The sequence below is a fragment of the Acinetobacter sp. YH12043 genome (genome assembly GCF_013419915.1).
Classification (GTDB): Bacteria; Pseudomonadota; Gammaproteobacteria; order Pseudomonadales; family Moraxellaceae; genus Acinetobacter.
Window position 1 is genome coordinate 96,656 of sequence record NZ_VOZD01000006.1, and the last position, 15,414, is coordinate 112,069.

The 15,414-nt window shown below is 42.9% G+C and carries 13 protein-coding genes; 7 read left to right on the forward strand and 6 right to left on the reverse strand.

Annotated elements, in window-relative coordinates; all coding sequences use genetic code 11:
- Nucleotides 1-34 precede the first annotated feature (34 nt).
- Nucleotides 35-673: a Fe-S biogenesis protein NfuA gene (nfuA, locus tag FTU01_RS04935; protein WP_004783039.1), complete on the forward strand. Its 639-nt coding sequence runs from the start codon at nucleotides 35-37 to the stop codon at nucleotides 671-673.
- A gap of 176 nt (nucleotides 674-849) precedes the next feature.
- Nucleotides 850-2,919, forward strand: coding sequence for a TonB-dependent receptor domain-containing protein (locus FTU01_RS04940; RefSeq protein WP_034705131.1), 2,070 nt, complete (start codon nucleotides 850-852; stop codon nucleotides 2,917-2,919).
- Between the two features lie 38 nt (nucleotides 2,920-2,957).
- On the opposite strand, the gene FTU01_RS04945 is transcribed toward FTU01_RS04940, so the two are convergent.
- Together FTU01_RS04945 and FTU01_RS04950 are read right to left on the reverse strand one after the other, a co-directional pair.
- Nucleotides 2,958-3,965 (reverse strand): hypothetical protein, encoded by a 1,008-nt coding sequence (locus FTU01_RS04945; protein ID WP_180138391.1) that lies wholly within the window; start codon nucleotides 3,963-3,965, stop codon nucleotides 2,958-2,960.
- Between the two features lie 14 nt (nucleotides 3,966-3,979).
- A complete protein-coding gene (locus FTU01_RS04950; protein WP_166137040.1) occupies nucleotides 3,980-5,017 on the reverse strand; it encodes an alpha/beta fold hydrolase in 1,038 nt (345 codons plus the stop codon).
- 308 nt (nucleotides 5,018-5,325) lie between these two features.
- On the opposite strand from FTU01_RS04950, the gene FTU01_RS04955 reads away from it, so the two are divergent.
- Nucleotides 5,326-5,940 (forward strand): carbonic anhydrase, encoded by a 615-nt coding sequence (locus FTU01_RS04955; protein ID WP_004783034.1) that lies wholly within the window; start codon nucleotides 5,326-5,328, stop codon nucleotides 5,938-5,940.
- 34 nt (nucleotides 5,941-5,974) lie between these two features.
- Here FTU01_RS04955 and FTU01_RS04960 read toward each other — a convergent pair whose 3' ends face one another.
- Nucleotides 5,975-6,604 (reverse strand): arylesterase, encoded by a 630-nt coding sequence (locus FTU01_RS04960; protein WP_175967046.1) that lies wholly within the window; start codon nucleotides 6,602-6,604, stop codon nucleotides 5,975-5,977.
- 11 nt (nucleotides 6,605-6,615) lie between these two features.
- On the opposite strand from FTU01_RS04960, the gene FTU01_RS04965 reads away from it, so the two are divergent.
- Nucleotides 6,616-7,341, forward strand: a complete 726-nt coding sequence (locus tag FTU01_RS04965; protein WP_180138393.1) for an ABC transporter ATP-binding protein — start codon at nucleotides 6,616-6,618, stop codon at nucleotides 7,339-7,341.
- Between the two features lies 1 nt (nucleotide 7,342).
- Nucleotides 7,343-9,838: an ABC transporter permease gene (locus tag FTU01_RS04970; protein ID WP_180138395.1), complete on the forward strand. Its 2,496-nt coding sequence runs from the start codon at nucleotides 7,343-7,345 to the stop codon at nucleotides 9,836-9,838.
- Between the two features lie 3 nt (nucleotides 9,839-9,841).
- Here the strand turns inward: FTU01_RS04970 and FTU01_RS04975 are convergent, their stop codons facing one another.
- Nucleotides 9,842-10,672 carry a rhomboid family intramembrane serine protease gene (locus tag FTU01_RS04975; RefSeq protein ID WP_180010748.1) on the reverse strand — a complete coding sequence of 277 codons (831 nt, stop codon included), beginning with the start codon at nucleotides 10,670-10,672 and terminating at the stop codon, nucleotides 9,842-9,844.
- 77 nt (nucleotides 10,673-10,749) lie between these two features.
- Between FTU01_RS04975 and mtgA the strand changes: the two genes are divergently transcribed.
- Both mtgA and ppk1 read left to right on the forward strand, forming a co-directional pair.
- On the forward strand, nucleotides 10,750-11,424 hold the full coding sequence (gene mtgA / locus FTU01_RS04980; protein WP_179992120.1) for a monofunctional biosynthetic peptidoglycan transglycosylase: 675 nt from the start codon (nucleotides 10,750-10,752) through the stop codon (nucleotides 11,422-11,424).
- A gap of 111 nt (nucleotides 11,425-11,535) precedes the next feature.
- Nucleotides 11,536-13,617, forward strand: a complete 2,082-nt coding sequence (gene ppk1, locus FTU01_RS04985) for a polyphosphate kinase 1 (protein WP_034704182.1) — start codon at nucleotides 11,536-11,538, stop codon at nucleotides 13,615-13,617.
- Nucleotides 13,618-13,665: 48 nt separating this feature from the next.
- On the opposite strand, the gene FTU01_RS04990 is transcribed toward ppk1, so the two are convergent.
- Both FTU01_RS04990 and oxyR read right to left on the reverse strand, forming a co-directional pair.
- A complete protein-coding gene (locus tag FTU01_RS04990) occupies nucleotides 13,666-14,262 on the reverse strand; it encodes a DNA-binding response regulator (protein ID WP_159122824.1) in 597 nt (198 codons plus the stop codon).
- Between the two features lie 230 nt (nucleotides 14,263-14,492).
- Nucleotides 14,493-15,401 carry a LysR family transcriptional regulator OxyR gene (oxyR, locus tag FTU01_RS04995; RefSeq protein ID WP_005234587.1) on the reverse strand — a complete coding sequence of 303 codons (909 nt, stop codon included), beginning with the start codon at nucleotides 15,399-15,401 and terminating at the stop codon, nucleotides 14,493-14,495.
- Nucleotides 15,402-15,414: the final 13 nt, after the last annotated feature.

The window sequence follows — 15,414 nt, forward strand, 5'->3', positions numbered from 1 at the left end:
AAAATAGCAGCTTCAGCTTGAGGAAATTATTGTTATGTCGACTGAGAACAGCAACACTCCGGTTGCAGAAGAAATTCCAAATCTTTTGATTACACCGACAGCACAAGAGTATTTAAAGGATCTATTGGACAAACAGAATACACCAGGTATTGGCGTACGTGTGTTTGTAGAAAATCCGGGTACACCGCGCGCTGAATGTTGCATGGCTTATAGTGCACCTGATGAGGTTGTACCTACAGACTATAAGCAGGAATATCCAGATTTTCCGGCCTATATTGACTCTCCGTCAATTCCATACTTGCTAGATGCAGTTATTGACTACAATAAAGACCGTTTTGGTGGTCAGCTGACTTTCCGTGCACCAAACTCTAAAGTGCCACGTGTCGGTCCTGATGCCTCTGTAGAAGAGCGTATTACATACGTGCTTCAGTCAGAAATTAACCCGGGTCTTGCAGGTCATGGTGGTAACTGTGCACTGGTCGAAGTGGTTGAAGATCCTGAGCATGGCTTAACTGCAGTTCTTAAGTTTGGTGGTGGTTGCCAGGGCTGTTCAGCAATTGATGTGACTTTAAAACAAGGCGTTGAAACAACCTTGAAACAGCATATTCCTGAATTGGCACGTGTGGTTGACCAAACTGACCATACCCAAGCTGAAGGTGCTTATTTCAAATAAGTCTCTAATAAAATTAGCTTGTAAGAAATACCTCGAATGCTCGGGGTATTTTTTTATCTAGATTTAATAATGATAATAATTATCAATACTAATTGTATTTATAGTTACATTTGATACAATGCGTCACAATTCCAGCAATATTTCTTCATAAATCAACTTTTGGGGCACCTTCGAATATGAGTAAGCCGTTTATGAAATCGACTTTGGCCTTTGCAGTGCTTTCAGCATTAGCTGTTTCAGTACAAGCACAAGACCAGGTAACTGAAGAACAAAAAGCAACATTACAGACTGAAACTACTAAATTGCAGACCATTGTGGTAACCACAGCGGGCGGTTTTGAACAAAATATTGCAGATGCACCCGCTTCTATTTCAGTCATTACCGCGGAAGAATTACAAAAAAAATCATATACAGATGTAATTGATGCTGTAAAAAATATGCCAGGCGTCTCTGTGCAAGGTGGCGGCAATAATAAAGAGATTACAATCCGAGGTATGGGTGCAACCTATACGAAATACCTTGTTGATGGCAGACCAATTAGCGCCGGTAGGGCAGTGAATGGTAATGGTACAGACGGTGGGAAAATTGGTGCATATTTACCACCAATTAACATGATTGAACGTATCGAAGTCGTACGTGGTCCAATGTCATCACTTTATGGTTCAGATGCTATGGGTGGTGTAATTAATATTATTACTAAAAAAGCGTCTGCTAGTAATTGGTATGGAAGTATTTCTCCTGAATATACGAAGTCTGATAATGATTATGCAAATGATAGTTATGGCGTCAGCATGTATGTCACAGGCCCATTAATTCAAGATAAATTATCTTTAAGTATAGATGGTAACTTCCAGGGGAATGACGAAAGTGACTTTGTCGGTGGAGAAGGGCAAAAATCTGGTTCAAGTGAGTCTGAGAAGAAAGTGAGAAAGCTCGGTACTGAACTGGTTTGGAATGTCGATGAACATAACGATATTGGTTTGAGATATGATTTTACAGGGCAGCAGTACACTACAACACTGGGTAAAAGTGTGGATGTTGCCACTCAAGCCTCTATCAATGAAAATGAGAAAAATCTATATACCTTAACGCATAAAGCACGTTACGATAATTTTACCCTTGATTCATACTATCAAGATGAAACAACTAAAAAAGTTTATAGTGGTGTCGTTGCTGACGAAAAAAATGAAGAATTAAAAGTCTTTAATACACAAGGCTCATTCTTTTTGGGTAACCATGCATTAACAGTGGGTGGTCAATATCAAAAAGAAAAAATCACTGATACCACAAATGGTCTAGCCGATATTACTGGGGTCACTTCACTCGACCGTTGGTTATTTGCTTTATATGCAGAAAATGAGTGGAGCATTACCGATGATTTCGCTTTAACTGTGGGCGCCCGATACAATAAAGATGAATACTTTGGTGGTGAAATTACACCGCGTGTCTATGGTGTTTATCATTTAACTGATGCTTTAACTTTGAAAGGTGGTGTAAGTACAGGCTATAAACAACCAACGATTAGCCAAATTTCAGAAGGTTTTGGTAGCAGAACAGGAAAAGGCAGTGCTGTCATCATTGGTAACCCTGATTTGTCTCCAGAAAAAAGCACGAGCTATGAATTCGGATTTAACTATTCGGCTCCTGAACTTGGTTTAACAAGCAGTTTAATGGTCTTTAAATCTGATTTTAAAGATAAAATTGTTGAAGATCGTTTATGTGACACGCCAGGAACAACAAATAGTTCTCCTGTAGAAGAATGGAAATGTTCGGCAAATGGCAAGCCATATCGATTTGTTAGCCAAATGAAAAACGTTTCCGATGCAGAAATGAAAGGTGCTGAATTCACATTAGACTATGATGTACTGGATAATCTTCACGCGAGTACAAGTTATACTTATACAAAAACTGAGCAAAAAAGTGGCGAATTTAAAGGCCAGCCTTTGAATAAAATGCCAAAACATATGCTGAATGTCGGTCTGGATTATGATGTTTCAGATACCTGGACGACCTGGATGGACTATAATTACCGTGGCAAAACCAGTGATTATTTAAGCCGTACTTCTATGGATAATGGGACACCGGGATATGGTACTTTTGATGCCGGTGCAGTCTTTAAAGCGACAGATAACTTAAGTTTGACTGCTGGTATTTATAACATTGCAAATAAAGAAATTACCAATGGCGATTATGACATTGTGCTTGATGGTCGTAGATACACCGTGGGTATGAATATCAAATTCTAATTCATAGATATGAAAAAGCCGCTTTAAAGCGGCTTTTTTTATTCTGCAACCTTTAAAATTTTTAAGGTATTTTCAGCATAATAGAATTTTTCCAGATAGGCACGGGCACGTTCACGCAAATAGCCCTGATGAATCATCTGCTGAATAATCGGTGTCAGCAATTCATTCAATTCATGTTGAATCAATGCTTCATCAATATTTAGATCACGCAATAACTGGTCAAAGGTATGTTCCTGATTGCGTACATACCAGGTATAAATCCCGTCATGCAGTTGCTGCTGCATATATTCTGTCTGGCGCATATGATCCCAGATCTCGTGCCCTAAACTCACCGTCTGGTTCAGATCCTGGGTTTCAATATAGTTCTTGAGTACGGAAAGCGGCATGTCTTTGATCTTATGCCAAAGATTGGCCTGAAAATGGTACAGCTTGTCATCATCAAAGTGCTGGTTCAGGACATGCTCACTCATCTGGCTGAGTTTTAAAATATTTTTTTGCAGATAACGGGAGACCGTGTTGTCCAGACTGGAATCCGTGACATTTTTTAGAACAGATTTGCCCATTTTCATAAAACGGGAAACACCCGGCACACTCTTGGCAATCACAGAATTATCCAGATAATCCTGAATCGAATGCTGGATCAGTTGCGTAATCATGGCCGAGAAAGCAGGGTTATTCACCACCGCTTTGATTAGGCGCTGACGATGACCACTTTTGCTGGCCACATATTGTGCAATTTTATCAATGGTCAGTACCGGAATGACATCTGCAATTTTGGTTGTATCATTGGCTGGATGAACCAATGCGAACCGGATATGTTCGGCAATCTGCTCAATCAGAAAAGAACTGGCAGCAGTATCCAGAATCTGCTTTTGTAGTAGCTGATTGATCAGTTCACAGCTCCACAGATCTTTAAGCGACTGCTTGCGCAACCAGAGATAAAACTCATGAAACTCGCTTTGAATGGTTTCAGATTGAGAAAATACCTGATTAAGAAAATCAAGTTGAGCATCAATCAACTGCTCAATCATCGGGTGTTTCTGCATAACTTCTCTGAAACTTAATTGAAAGGAATGAGTTTATCAGCTAGTGGATTTTTTAGGGTCTGAGTCTTGGCCAGGAAAGGCAAATAATGTTGGGCAACCTGTTTTTCTGCTTCCAGAATCGGCATATGACCAACATTATTTAAAATCACCGGAGTTTCAGCACGTTTCAGCAGAGAATAAAGCTCTTTTACCACTTCGACATTAATAATCCGGTCCTGTTTTCCCCATAAAATTAAAGTCGGGGCTTCCACTGTACGGGTCAGACGGGCAAAGGTATCAGGAGTATACAGCCGGTTAAGCATTACTACTTGATCAATCGATTTGCTAGTTTGCTCAGAACGGGCAATCAGCAATTTTTCTTGTGCATGTCTAAGCTGGTAAGGCAATGCTGGCGGATTCTGCATCAGCTGTTTGGAGACATCTTCCAGATCGCCCGGTTTACTGACAATCAGATCTTTGAGCGCATGTGGGTCTTTGGTATAAGGCGTATTGCCCATTTTATAGATGCCGGCACTATTTACTAGAAACAGGCTTTGGGTATCGAAAGGGTATTGGGATGCATAAACTGTCGCAATTGAACCGCCTAGAGAATGGCCAGCGACATGCAGATTTTTTTCAATCTTCAAGGTTTCGACAAAAGTACGTAATTGCGAAGTGACATTGGGTACAGACAAATCAAAATCTGCTGGAACCCGGGTATCGCCATTGCTCGGCAAATCCGGAATGATGACATGATAATAAGGTGTCAAAAACTGGGCGACACGATTCCAGTTGTCGCGTGTGCCTGCCAGACCATGAATGAGGATAATCGAGGGTTTGTTTTTTGCACCGCCTTCGCTATAACTCCAAGTCACATCACCGATTTTTAAGGTTTTGGATTGTAGACCCGCCTGGATGCGTTGCTGGCTCAGATACAGCTGTAAAACTTCGGCAGACTTGGCTTTCGGCGGCGTAAACAGATATTGGCTATGGCTCAGGCTAGATAGACTAAGACCCAGAGCGACTAAAGTGGAATAGATAATTTTTGAGCGCAATTTTATTATTTTCTTCATTAGCACTGTCCCCTGAAAAAACTGAGCAAAAACGCTCAAAATACTTCCGTGTTATCGATTTGCAATTTATAGATGAATCAAATCGTAATCTTTCACTTATTTTAAAGCATTCCTTAATATTGTACATCTGTTAATTATTAGCTGAAGCAGAAAAACTGTCCAAAAAACGTGATGAACTTCACAGAAAAATTATCAGAACAAGAAATCATCAAAGCGCTAAAAATTTTACAGCTAATTTTTTTTGCAAGTGACATTCAAAAAATCTAGCAGTAAGATATTCCCACTAAAAACATCGATGGTAAAAAAGAATGCTCACAGCTCAGGAAGCTATAGATCGTCTTAAAAAGGGTAACCAGCGCTTTGTCAATGGTGAAACGCAGCATTTAAAATTATTATCGCATCAGCAACGTGCTGAAATGGCAGAAAGTCAGGAACCATTTGCTATTGTTTTAGGATGTTCAGATTCACGTGTACCCGCAGAAATGGTCTTTGACCAAGGGTTAGGTGATCTGTTTGTCATTCGGGTAGCAGGTAATATTGTTGCACCGTCTCAAGTCGGCAGTGTCGAATTCGCAGCAGAAAGTTTTGGCTGTCCGATTGTAATTGTCTTGGGTCATACACATTGTGGCGCTATTCATTCAACAATTGAAGCATTAACCAATCCAGCAACGCCGCCATCTGCAAATCTGATGTCGATCGTGAACCGTGTACGCCCATCAGTTGAAATTCTAATGCAGACTGAACTGAAAGATGACCTGAATAAACTGTCTAAACATGCAGTCCGTTCCAATGTATTTGCTTCAGTAAATCAATTACGTCATGGTTCTGCAGTTCTGGAAAGCCTGATTGCTAAAGGTAAGTTACAGGTGATTGGTGCAGAATATTCACTTGAAACCGGTGAAGTAACTTTCTTTGACTTCTAAGAAAATTTTAAGATTTGATCCAGTTAAAGGCGCCTTAGAGGGCGCCTTTAATATAAGGATAAGCATTATTTAATAAAATAGTTTGGGCTTTGGCATTGGGGTGAATCTGATCCTGTTGCATTAGGCCTTTATTGCCAGCGACACCTTGCATAAAGAAGGGTAGTAATTTGACCTTATACTGCTGACTGACCACCTTATAGTTATTTTCAAAAGCCTTGCTATATGCCTGACCATAATTTGGTGGCATTTTCATTCCAAAAACAATGACATTCGCCTTGGCTTTCTGGCTCTGCTGTACCAGAGCTGCTAAATTTTTTTGAATCATTTGGGGTGGCTGCCCACGCAGGCCATCATTCCCGCCAAGCTCAATCACCACAACATCTGGACGGTGAGTCTGCAATAGTTTTGGTAATCTCGCCAGGGCACCACTGGTGGTTTCACCGCTCACACTTGCATTGACCACTTTATGCTGTTTCGGATAGTGTTGGTCCAAACGCTTTTGTAATAAATGTACCCAACCTTGCTGTGGTTGCATGCCATAACCAGCACTTATACTGTCACCCACAATCATAATGGTCTTTGCCGACAGACTAAAAGGAATCAGGCACAGTCCAAAGAATACCAGGCAAGGCAATACACGATTTTTCTGATTTAGATCTTTCATATAGGACACGTATGATTCAAAGCAGCAACGATTCGACCATCATGCCACAAGCGATTATTTCTGCCCAGAAATTGACACAAAAGATACAACTTTCACAAAAACAACTGACTATTTTTGAAGATCTTTCGCTGGAAATTTTGACTGGAGAACAGGTCGCCATTACCGGACGTTCCGGTTCAGGAAAGTCGACTTTACTGGGCATTTTGGCCACTTTGGATCAGGCCAGTGCCGGGCAGTTAAAGGTCTGTGGGGAGCTGGTATCGAGCTTGAATGAAGAACAGCGCGCTTTAGTCCGGCTAAAAAATATTGGCTTTGTGTTTCAGTCTTTCCAACTTTTGCCTCATCTTACGGCACTTGAAAATGTCATGCTGCCTTTGCGTTTACAGCCATATTTTAAATATAGCCATGCCGAACAAAAGGCGCTGGCATTGCTACAAAAGGTCGGATTAGACCGTCAAGCTCAGCAAACACCGAAAGTACTGTCGGGTGGGGAGCAGCAACGTGTCGCCATTGCCCGCGCACTGGTCAGTGAGCCCAAAATCATTTTTGCTGATGAACCGACAGGTAATCTGGATGGGGAAACCGCTCAGGAAATTGAACAGCTGCTCTTTCAGTTAAATCGCGAATTAGGCACCACGCTGGTTCTGGTTACCCATGATCCTGATCTAGCCCAACAATGCCAGCGTCATTTTGAACTGGTCAATGGTCAGCTGATTGAACATGCGAGTGGAGGCTGATATGCAGCATCTGTTTCGTCCTTTACTCAGACAAAGTTTTAATACGACAGGGATTTATCTGCTAATCATCGCATTGACCTTAGCCATTAGTGCCACAACGGCACTCAAGTTCAGTAATGAGCAGATTCAGAACGCGGTTGCTTTACAGGCAGCTGAAATGCTGGCGGGGGATCTGGTGCTTTCTGATAATGAGCCGCTAGCTCAGGAATGGCGTGATCAGGCCAGGCAGCTCGATTTACAGCAGTCTGAAGTCACATTTTTCAGTACGATGGCTTATACCAATGATCAGTTTGTCATGGTCAATGTTAAGGCTATTGATCAGGCTTTTCCTTTACGAGGAGAGCTACAGGTTCAACCTGCAGCAGACAAAATCCAAGCGGGGGAAATCTGGCTGAGTTCACGGGCCATGGATCTACTCAAGGTCAAACTGGGTGATGAACTGAATATCGCCGATGCCAAATTTAAGGTTACTGCAAAAATTGAGCAGGATTCTAATCAGGAGCTGGGTTTTTCTGGCTTTTCGCCGACTGTGATTATTGCTCAGTCAGAAGTGGCGCGCACCAATGCGATTCAGGTCGGTAGCCGGATTGATTACCGTTTATTAATGGCAGGCAATCCAGCCGATACCCGGCAATATGAAACCTGGTTCAAGCAGAAGATAAAATCTGAAAATGGGACTTCAGATGAAGCAGATGCTGAGGTTGAGGGACAAGAACTGGAACAGCAGGGCAGTCTACGCTTGCGTAATGCCAGCGAAGGCAATACCCGTTTAATGAAACCAATTGCCAATCTGGATACTTTTCTGCAACTGGCGAATATTCTCACCATTTTATTATGCGGGATTGCCATTGCTTTAACCGCACAACGTTATGTACAGCAGAACCAGGATCATATCGCCCTCATGCGTTGTATTGGCGCGACCAAAAATCAGATTCTAGCCGCTTATCTGGCTTTGCTGGGTTTAGTGCTTTTAATCGCCATGTTGATTGGTAGCGTGATAGGTGTTGCATTGGGTTATGGCTTGCTGCAGCTCATGCTACAGCTTATTCCAAACTTGCAGCTTGAGTTCTCTGCTACGGCGATGCTGCTGGGGCCCTTGCCAATTGCCATGCTGACCAGTGCAGTGGTGTTACTGGGCTTTGTCATGCCGAGTCTGTTTCAACTCTTAAATACTCCTCCGATTCGGGTCATTCGTCAGCAGGAAAAATCCGTCCATTCGATGTTGTGGATGTTACTGACCGGAACCTTAAGTCTGATTATTTTCAGTGTGATTTTAACGGAAAATATCGTGCTGACAGCTTGGGTGATTGGGGCCATTATTCTGCTTTGTGCTGTTCTGTATTTTACGGTCTGGAGTATTTTAAAACTGCTGCGTAATCTGAAATTCAATCTGTCTGCCTATGTACGGACACCGTATCAGACCGCTTTACAGATTACTGCCTTAGCTTTAGGACTCAGTTTGATTAGTGTGCTGGCTGTACTGCGTACAGATTTACTTGATCGATGGCAGCAACAGTTGCCGGAAGGGACACCCAACCAGTTTGTCTATGGTCTGCCGCCTTTTGATATGCCTGACTTAAAAGCTCAGTTAGAACAGAATGGCTGGAAAAGCACGCCGCTTTATCCCAATATTCGCGGGCGCCTGGTAGCGAAAAATGATCATCCTTTTGCTGCTGAACTGGTCAAAAAGAGTAATACCTTAAGACGTGAACTGAATCTGACCCAGTCGGATCGCTATCCTCAGGATAATGTGATTGTTCAGGGGGAGGCAGGATTGAAACAGCTGGGTGAGGTTTCGGTCGAAGCCAATACTGCACAAGAGCTGGGCATCAAACTGGGAGATAAGCTCAGCTTTAGCCTGCCTGAAGGCATACTCGAAGCCAAAGTGGTGAATCTCAGAACGGTAGAGTGGGAGAGTTTTAGTCCAAACTTCTTCTTTATCTTTGCACCGAATACTATGGATGCCAATGCGGGCAGTTATCTGGGCAGCTTCTATGTACCGGAAACAGACAAAGATAAACTGGTGAATCTGGTTCAGCGTTTTTCGAATACGGTATTTATTGATGTCAGCCTGATTCTGGAAGAAATCAAACGAATTGTGAATGTGCTGGTACAGATCATTACCATTCTGGCTGTGCTGGTCAGTGTATCCGGTTTTCTGGTACTGATGGCCTGTCTAAACCTGCTCATGGATGAACGTAAACGTGAAGTGGCTTTGCTCCGGTCTTTTGGTAGTTCCAAACAGAAGCTGAAAACCATGATGAGTCTGGAAATTGGTTTTATCGGACTATTCGCAGGGATTGTTTCATGTCTGTTTGCGGAAGTGATCAGCGCCATTGCCAGCTACAAAATGGATCTGATCATCCAGCCTCATTGGGAAATCTGGATTATCCTGCCTGTGTTTATGACTGTATTATGTACCCTGATCGGGCGTTATCGTCTGAGTTATCTTTCCGAGATTCCACCTTTACAAAGCCTGCGTGAGATGAATCAATAAGATTCATTTCGCAGGTTGATCGGCCAACTGCTGTTGTAGCATTTGTAAAATCTCTTGCCAGAGTGGGCGGATCGGTTCAAGCAAAGCCAGATTATATTGATACAGCACGATACAGGCAGCGACGCCGAGCAGTAAGGCAACCAGACTGACCAAACGGCCACGCTGCATTTTCTGACCAAGATACCAGAGCGCTGTTAGTCCGGCCCCCATGATCATGCCGCCAATATGTGCGGCATTGTTAATTCCGCTGATCATAAAGCCCATCGCCAGGTTAAGACCCATGATCATTACCAGTGTCTTTTTATCCAGAATAAAAGGCTGACGGGGCAACATTGGCAGTAAAGATAGAACAGTCAGGGAGGCACCGAGACCCATGACTGCACCCGAAGCACCCGCACTAACACCCGGCAATAAGCCAGGATTGGCTACACCGCCTTCGATTAAGGCATAACTGTCCTGGATACTCATATAGCCACTGAGTAAACTGCCCATCAGGCCGGCACAAATATAAAGACCTGTAAAATAGACCCGGCCAAAAATTTGTTCAGCGACACTACCAAAAATATACAGTGCCCACATATTCAACATCAGGTGAATTAAGCCAAAATGAAAAAACATGCTACTAAACAGGCGTATGGGTTCCGCTAAATACGTTAAAGGTGCATAATCTGCTCCCCAGCGAATGGCATCTGGAGAACTTGGCTGTGTGATGTCCATTCCATTCAGAACCTGCCAGCCAAACAGGCCGACATTGATACAGATCAGGAGTGCGGTCATCCACCAGAGCTGCATTTCCAGTTTGCGATGTGTTGTTGGGGGAGAATATTCAGGCATGCTATTTTTTTGCTGTGATTGTATATTTCGAATAAGCTTAACACGAAAAATTGAATTTTCAGGAGTAACGCACTGACATGAAAGCCTTTCTGACCCGCACCCTTCTCGTGATTGTCAGTGTGATTCTACTTGTTCAACTGTGGATTTTTGCAAGTTTAGCCTGGTGGCGAACCAATCCAGTGAATACCACCATGATGATGCGGATCGATTATTGGACTGAACCCTCCAAGCCCATTCAACATCAGTGGCGCCCTTATGATGAAATCAGTACCAATCTCAAGCAGGCGGTAGTGACGGCAGAAGATGGAAAATTCATGCACCATCATGGCTTTGACTGGGATGGTATTCAGACTGCACTCAGCCGTAACAAGAATGAAGGCCGTGTTGTGGCAGGAGGGTCAACCATTTCCCAGCAGCTGGCTAAAAACCTGTTCCTCGTCAACAAGCGTTCATTCCTGCGTAAAGGTCAGGAAGCTGTCGCGACCTGGATGATGGAACGCATGTGGTCTAAAGAGCGTATTCTGGAAGTGTATTTAAATTCGATTGAGTTTGGAGACAATATCTATGGAGCAGAAGCGGCAGCCAAACATTATTTTGGTAAGACTGCAGAGAGCCTGACTCGTGATCAGGCCATCTTCCTGGCAGCGATTCTCACCAATCCAAAATATTTTGAAGATCATCGTAATGCATCAGCCCTAAAAGCACGTAAACGTATGATTCAGCGTTATATGCGCTATGCTGAAATCCCTTAAATAAAAATATCAAGATAAAGCCCAAATATTTGGGCTTTTTTTATGAAAATGTCATTAATTTGAAGCATACTAAAAGCAATAAGCAAGACTTGAAAATAGCGTAGGTTTGATATGAATACGGCAGCCAGTACGACTTCGGCACCAACCGAATATACTTATAATGATCGTTACATTAATCGTGAACTGTCTATTCTGGATTTCCATTTGCGAGTGCTGGAACAGGCGGTTGATCCTCTGCATCCTTTGCTGGAACGCATGAATTTTCTACTGATCTTTTCACGTAATCTGGATGAGTTTTTTGAAATTCGTGTGGCTGGCGTCATGGAACAACTGGATTTGGGCAATGAAAGCCGCAGTCCAGATGGTTTGACGCCAAAACAAGTATTAGAGCAGATTGCCGAAACTGCACATGCCGCCATTGAACGTCAGTACCGTATTTTAAATGAAGAGATTTTGCCTAAACTGCGTGAGGAAGATATCTGCTTCTTGCGCCGTGGAGAGCTAACACCGGCACAATCGGCCTGGGTGAAAAAATATTTTCAGGAACAGGTTGCTCCAGTTCTTACGCCTATTAGCCTTGATCCGGCACATCCATTCCCACGTCTGGTGAATAAATCCCTGAATTTTATTGTGACGCTCGAAGGGAAAGATGCCTTTGGCCGTCAGATTGATCTTGCGGTTGTTCCTGCGCCACGTTCATTGCCACGTGTTGTGCGTTTACCGGATGAACTGACTGATGGTAAAGAACATCATGTGATGTTATCCGCCATCATTCATGAACATGTGTCTGACCTGTTCCCGGGCATGACCGCGACTGGCTGCTATCAGTTCCGTGTTACCCGGAATGCCGATCTGGCCTTAAATGAAGATGTTGAAGACCTAGCCAAAGCCTTAAAAGGCGAGCTAAGTTCGCGCCGTTTTGGTCGTGCAGTCCGTCTGGAAGTGACTGAAAATTGTCCGCAGCATATTTATGAATATCTGCTGGAAGAATTTGATCTGGATGAAGAACAGCTCTATAAAGTGGCAGGACCGGTTAATCTGGCGCGGTTACTGTCCAACTTCAAACGTCCACATCTACGTTATGATTCACATACGCCAATTCTGCCTAAAGTACTGAAGAAATCTGAAAATGTTTTCAGTGCCATGCAGAAGCAGGATATTTTGCTACATCATCCATTTGAATCTTTTGCACCAGTGATTACGCTGTTACGTGAAGCGGCACGTGACCCTCAGGTACTGGCAATCAAGCAGACATTGTATCGTAGTGGTCCAGATTCCGAGATCGTGCAGGTGCTGGCAGAAGCGGCCCGTAACGGTAAGGAAGTGACTGCAGTCATCGAGCTGCGTGCACGTTTTGATGAAGAATCTAATATTGCAGTTGCCAATGTGCTGCAAGAAGCGGGTGCTGTCGTGGTCTATGGCATTGTTGGCTATAAAACCCATGCCAAAATGATTCTCGTTGTACGCCGAGAAAATAACAAGTTGGTGCGTTATGTACATCTGGGTACCGGGAACTATCATGCGGGCAATGCACGGATTTATACCGACTATGGTTTGTTAACCACGGACAAAGATCTGTGTGAAGATGTGCATCGTATCTTCCAGGAATTGACCGGAATGGGGAAAATGGCCAAGCTGAAAAAGCTGCTCCATGCACCATTTACCTTGCATGCCCAGCTCATCAACTATATTGATAATGAAATTGCCAATGCCAAAGCGGGCAAGAAAGCCCAGATTATCGTGAAGGTCAATGCTTTAACTGAGCTGCAACTGATCAATAAACTTTATGAAGCTTCTCAAGCAGGTGTACAGATTGATCTGATTATCCGTTCAATTTGTTGTCTACGTCCAGGCTTGCCGGGACTTTCAGAGAATATTCGGGTACGTTCAATCGTCGGCCGTTTCCTTGAACATACACGCGTGTTTTATTTTAGCAATAATGGCAATTCCCGCATTTATTGCTCAAGCGCAGACTGGATGGACCGCAACCTGTTTAATCGTGTAGAAGCTTGTTTCCCGATTGAAGACGAAGCATTAAAGAAACGCATTTACCAGCAAGGTTTATTAAATTACCTGAAAGACAATCAGCAGGCCTGGTTGTTACAAGGAGATGGAACCTGGGTGCGTGCCCAAGTTGCAGAAGGTGAACAACCGCATAATGCACAGCGTACCTTGTTAGAAACCTTTAAATAACTCTATGCAAACTAAAAAGGCTGATAATTCAGCCTTTTTTATATTTTGTTAATTTTGAGAATGGATAAATGGATTCGCGAGTTTTTGATAGATTTTGCGAATAGCAGCATAAATCTGGTAATCGTGCAGACTTAATCTGTTTTGAATTTCGGCCAAAGTCAGGTCTTGGCTGAAATACTTTAAAATCTGTACTTCAGTCTGATTTAAAAAATGTATTTTTGTTTCCTGACTCACTAAATAACGGGCTAATTCAGGATGTAAATCGGAACCACCGCGTAGGATAATTTTCAGGCTCGCTACTATTTTTGAAACAGGATGCGATGCAATCAGATATCGATCCACGCCAGATGACAAGAATAAATTAATCATTTCAGGTGAATCATCAGCTAAAACTGCAATCAGATGAGGAATCTGGATTCGTGCTTGAATTATATTAAGATTCTTAAGTTGTGCTTTCTCATGAATCTCATATAACACGAGATTGGGAAGATACTGTTCAATATGGGATTGAGCAGACAGATGATCGGTATAGGACAGCATATCCGGTTGATAACCGAGCTGTAGCAATGCAAGATCAAGATTGGAAGAGAGCGGGGGTGGATAAGGTTGCACCAATAATACGGGTGCAGGCAAAAATGAGGCCAAAGAAATCTTATCCTGAGAGTAATTAATATACAGATGTATTTTGGCTTAAATTATTATCAATGCCAATCCCAAGAAATAGGGATTTAATTTTTATATATTATAAATAGTTAAAGTTTAAAAATTGGTTTTGAATCATTTTAATTGACTGAATTTATAAAAATTAAATTTATCAGAAGACGTAGGCAATAAAAAAGGAGCAATCTAAGTGCTCCTTTTTTATTAGGGCTTAATTAAGCTGCATCGTGAGCAGTAATTTTTTGCAAAATTTGTAATAACACATCGAATTCGCTTTGTAGCGGTGTGCTCTTACGAGTGACCAGCGCCAGAGTACGGCTTGGTGCAGCATTGATTGGATTGATGCGCAGATCCGGATTGGCTTTGATCATATTGGTATGCAGTGCAATTTCTGGCAACAGGGTAAAACCAAGATCAGCAGACACCATTTCGATCAACGTCGGTAATGAACTTGCTTTCAGGCGATGATCATTTTTACGCTCACCAATCGGGCAGGCACTCAATGCATGATCACGCAAGCAATGGCCTTCTTCCAACAGCATCAGGCGAGACAGATCCAGATCTTCCAGAGACTTGGCTTGAGCCGCATTCTGGTCAGATTTGTGATGTACCAGATACAGATTCTCTTTGGCAATTTCAGCAACTTTCAGGCTACGGGTATCGAAAGGCAGCGCTAGCACCACCATATCCAGATTACCATGCTCCAGTTTCTCTACAATTTTCTCACTTTGAGCTTCATGTAAATGTAGCTGAATTTTCGGTAGCTGCTGATGCACTTCATCCAGAAATTGCGACAGGATGAAAGGGGCAATGGTTGGAATAACGCCAAGATGCAGATCACCGGTTAATGGTTCACTCATTTCACGACTTAAACGCATTAAGTCCTGAGCATCAGCCAGTAGAACACGGGCACGTGCAACCACTTGTTCACCAAGCGGCGTTAAACGTACATTCTGGCGATCGCGTTCAACAAGAACGCCACCGAGTAAACGCTCCAGCTCCATAATACCGCCAGACAAAGTTGACTGGGTAACAAATGAGCGGCGAGCAGCTTCTGTAAAATGCAGCGTCTCAGACAGTGTTACGAGGTATGACAGCTGTCTTAGGGATGGTAATGCAGCCATAGTGTCCTAATGT

Coding starts and splice junctions, on each gene's coding strand:
- nfuA (WP_004783039.1), top strand. CDS start 35: ATGTCGACTGAGAACAGCAACACTCCGGTTGCAGAAGAAATTCCAAAT.
- FTU01_RS04940 (WP_034705131.1), top strand. CDS start 850: ATGAGTAAGCCGTTTATGAAATCGACTTTGGCCTTTGCAGTGCTTTCA.
- FTU01_RS04945 (WP_180138391.1), bottom strand. CDS start 3,965: ATGCAGAAACACCCGATGATTGAGCAGTTGATTGATGCTCAACTTGAT.
- FTU01_RS04950 (WP_166137040.1), bottom strand. CDS start 5,017: ATGAAGAAAATAATAAAATTGCGCTCAAAAATTATCTATTCCACTTTA.
- FTU01_RS04955 (WP_004783034.1), top strand. CDS start 5,326: ATGCTCACAGCTCAGGAAGCTATAGATCGTCTTAAAAAGGGTAACCAG.
- FTU01_RS04960 (WP_175967046.1), bottom strand. CDS start 6,604: ATGAAAGATCTAAATCAGAAAAATCGTGTATTGCCTTGCCTGGTATTC.
- FTU01_RS04965 (WP_180138393.1), top strand. CDS start 6,616: ATGATTCAAAGCAGCAACGATTCGACCATCATGCCACAAGCGATTATT.
- FTU01_RS04970 (WP_180138395.1), top strand. CDS start 7,343: ATGCAGCATCTGTTTCGTCCTTTACTCAGACAAAGTTTTAATACGACA.
- FTU01_RS04975 (WP_180010748.1), bottom strand. CDS start 10,672: ATGCCTGAATATTCTCCCCCAACAACACATCGCAAACTGGAAATGCAG.
- mtgA (WP_179992120.1), top strand. CDS start 10,750: ATGAAAGCCTTTCTGACCCGCACCCTTCTCGTGATTGTCAGTGTGATT.
- ppk1 (WP_034704182.1), top strand. CDS start 11,536: ATGAATACGGCAGCCAGTACGACTTCGGCACCAACCGAATATACTTAT.
- oxyR (WP_005234587.1), bottom strand. CDS start 15,401: ATGGCTGCATTACCATCCCTAAGACAGCTGTCATACCTCGTAACACTG.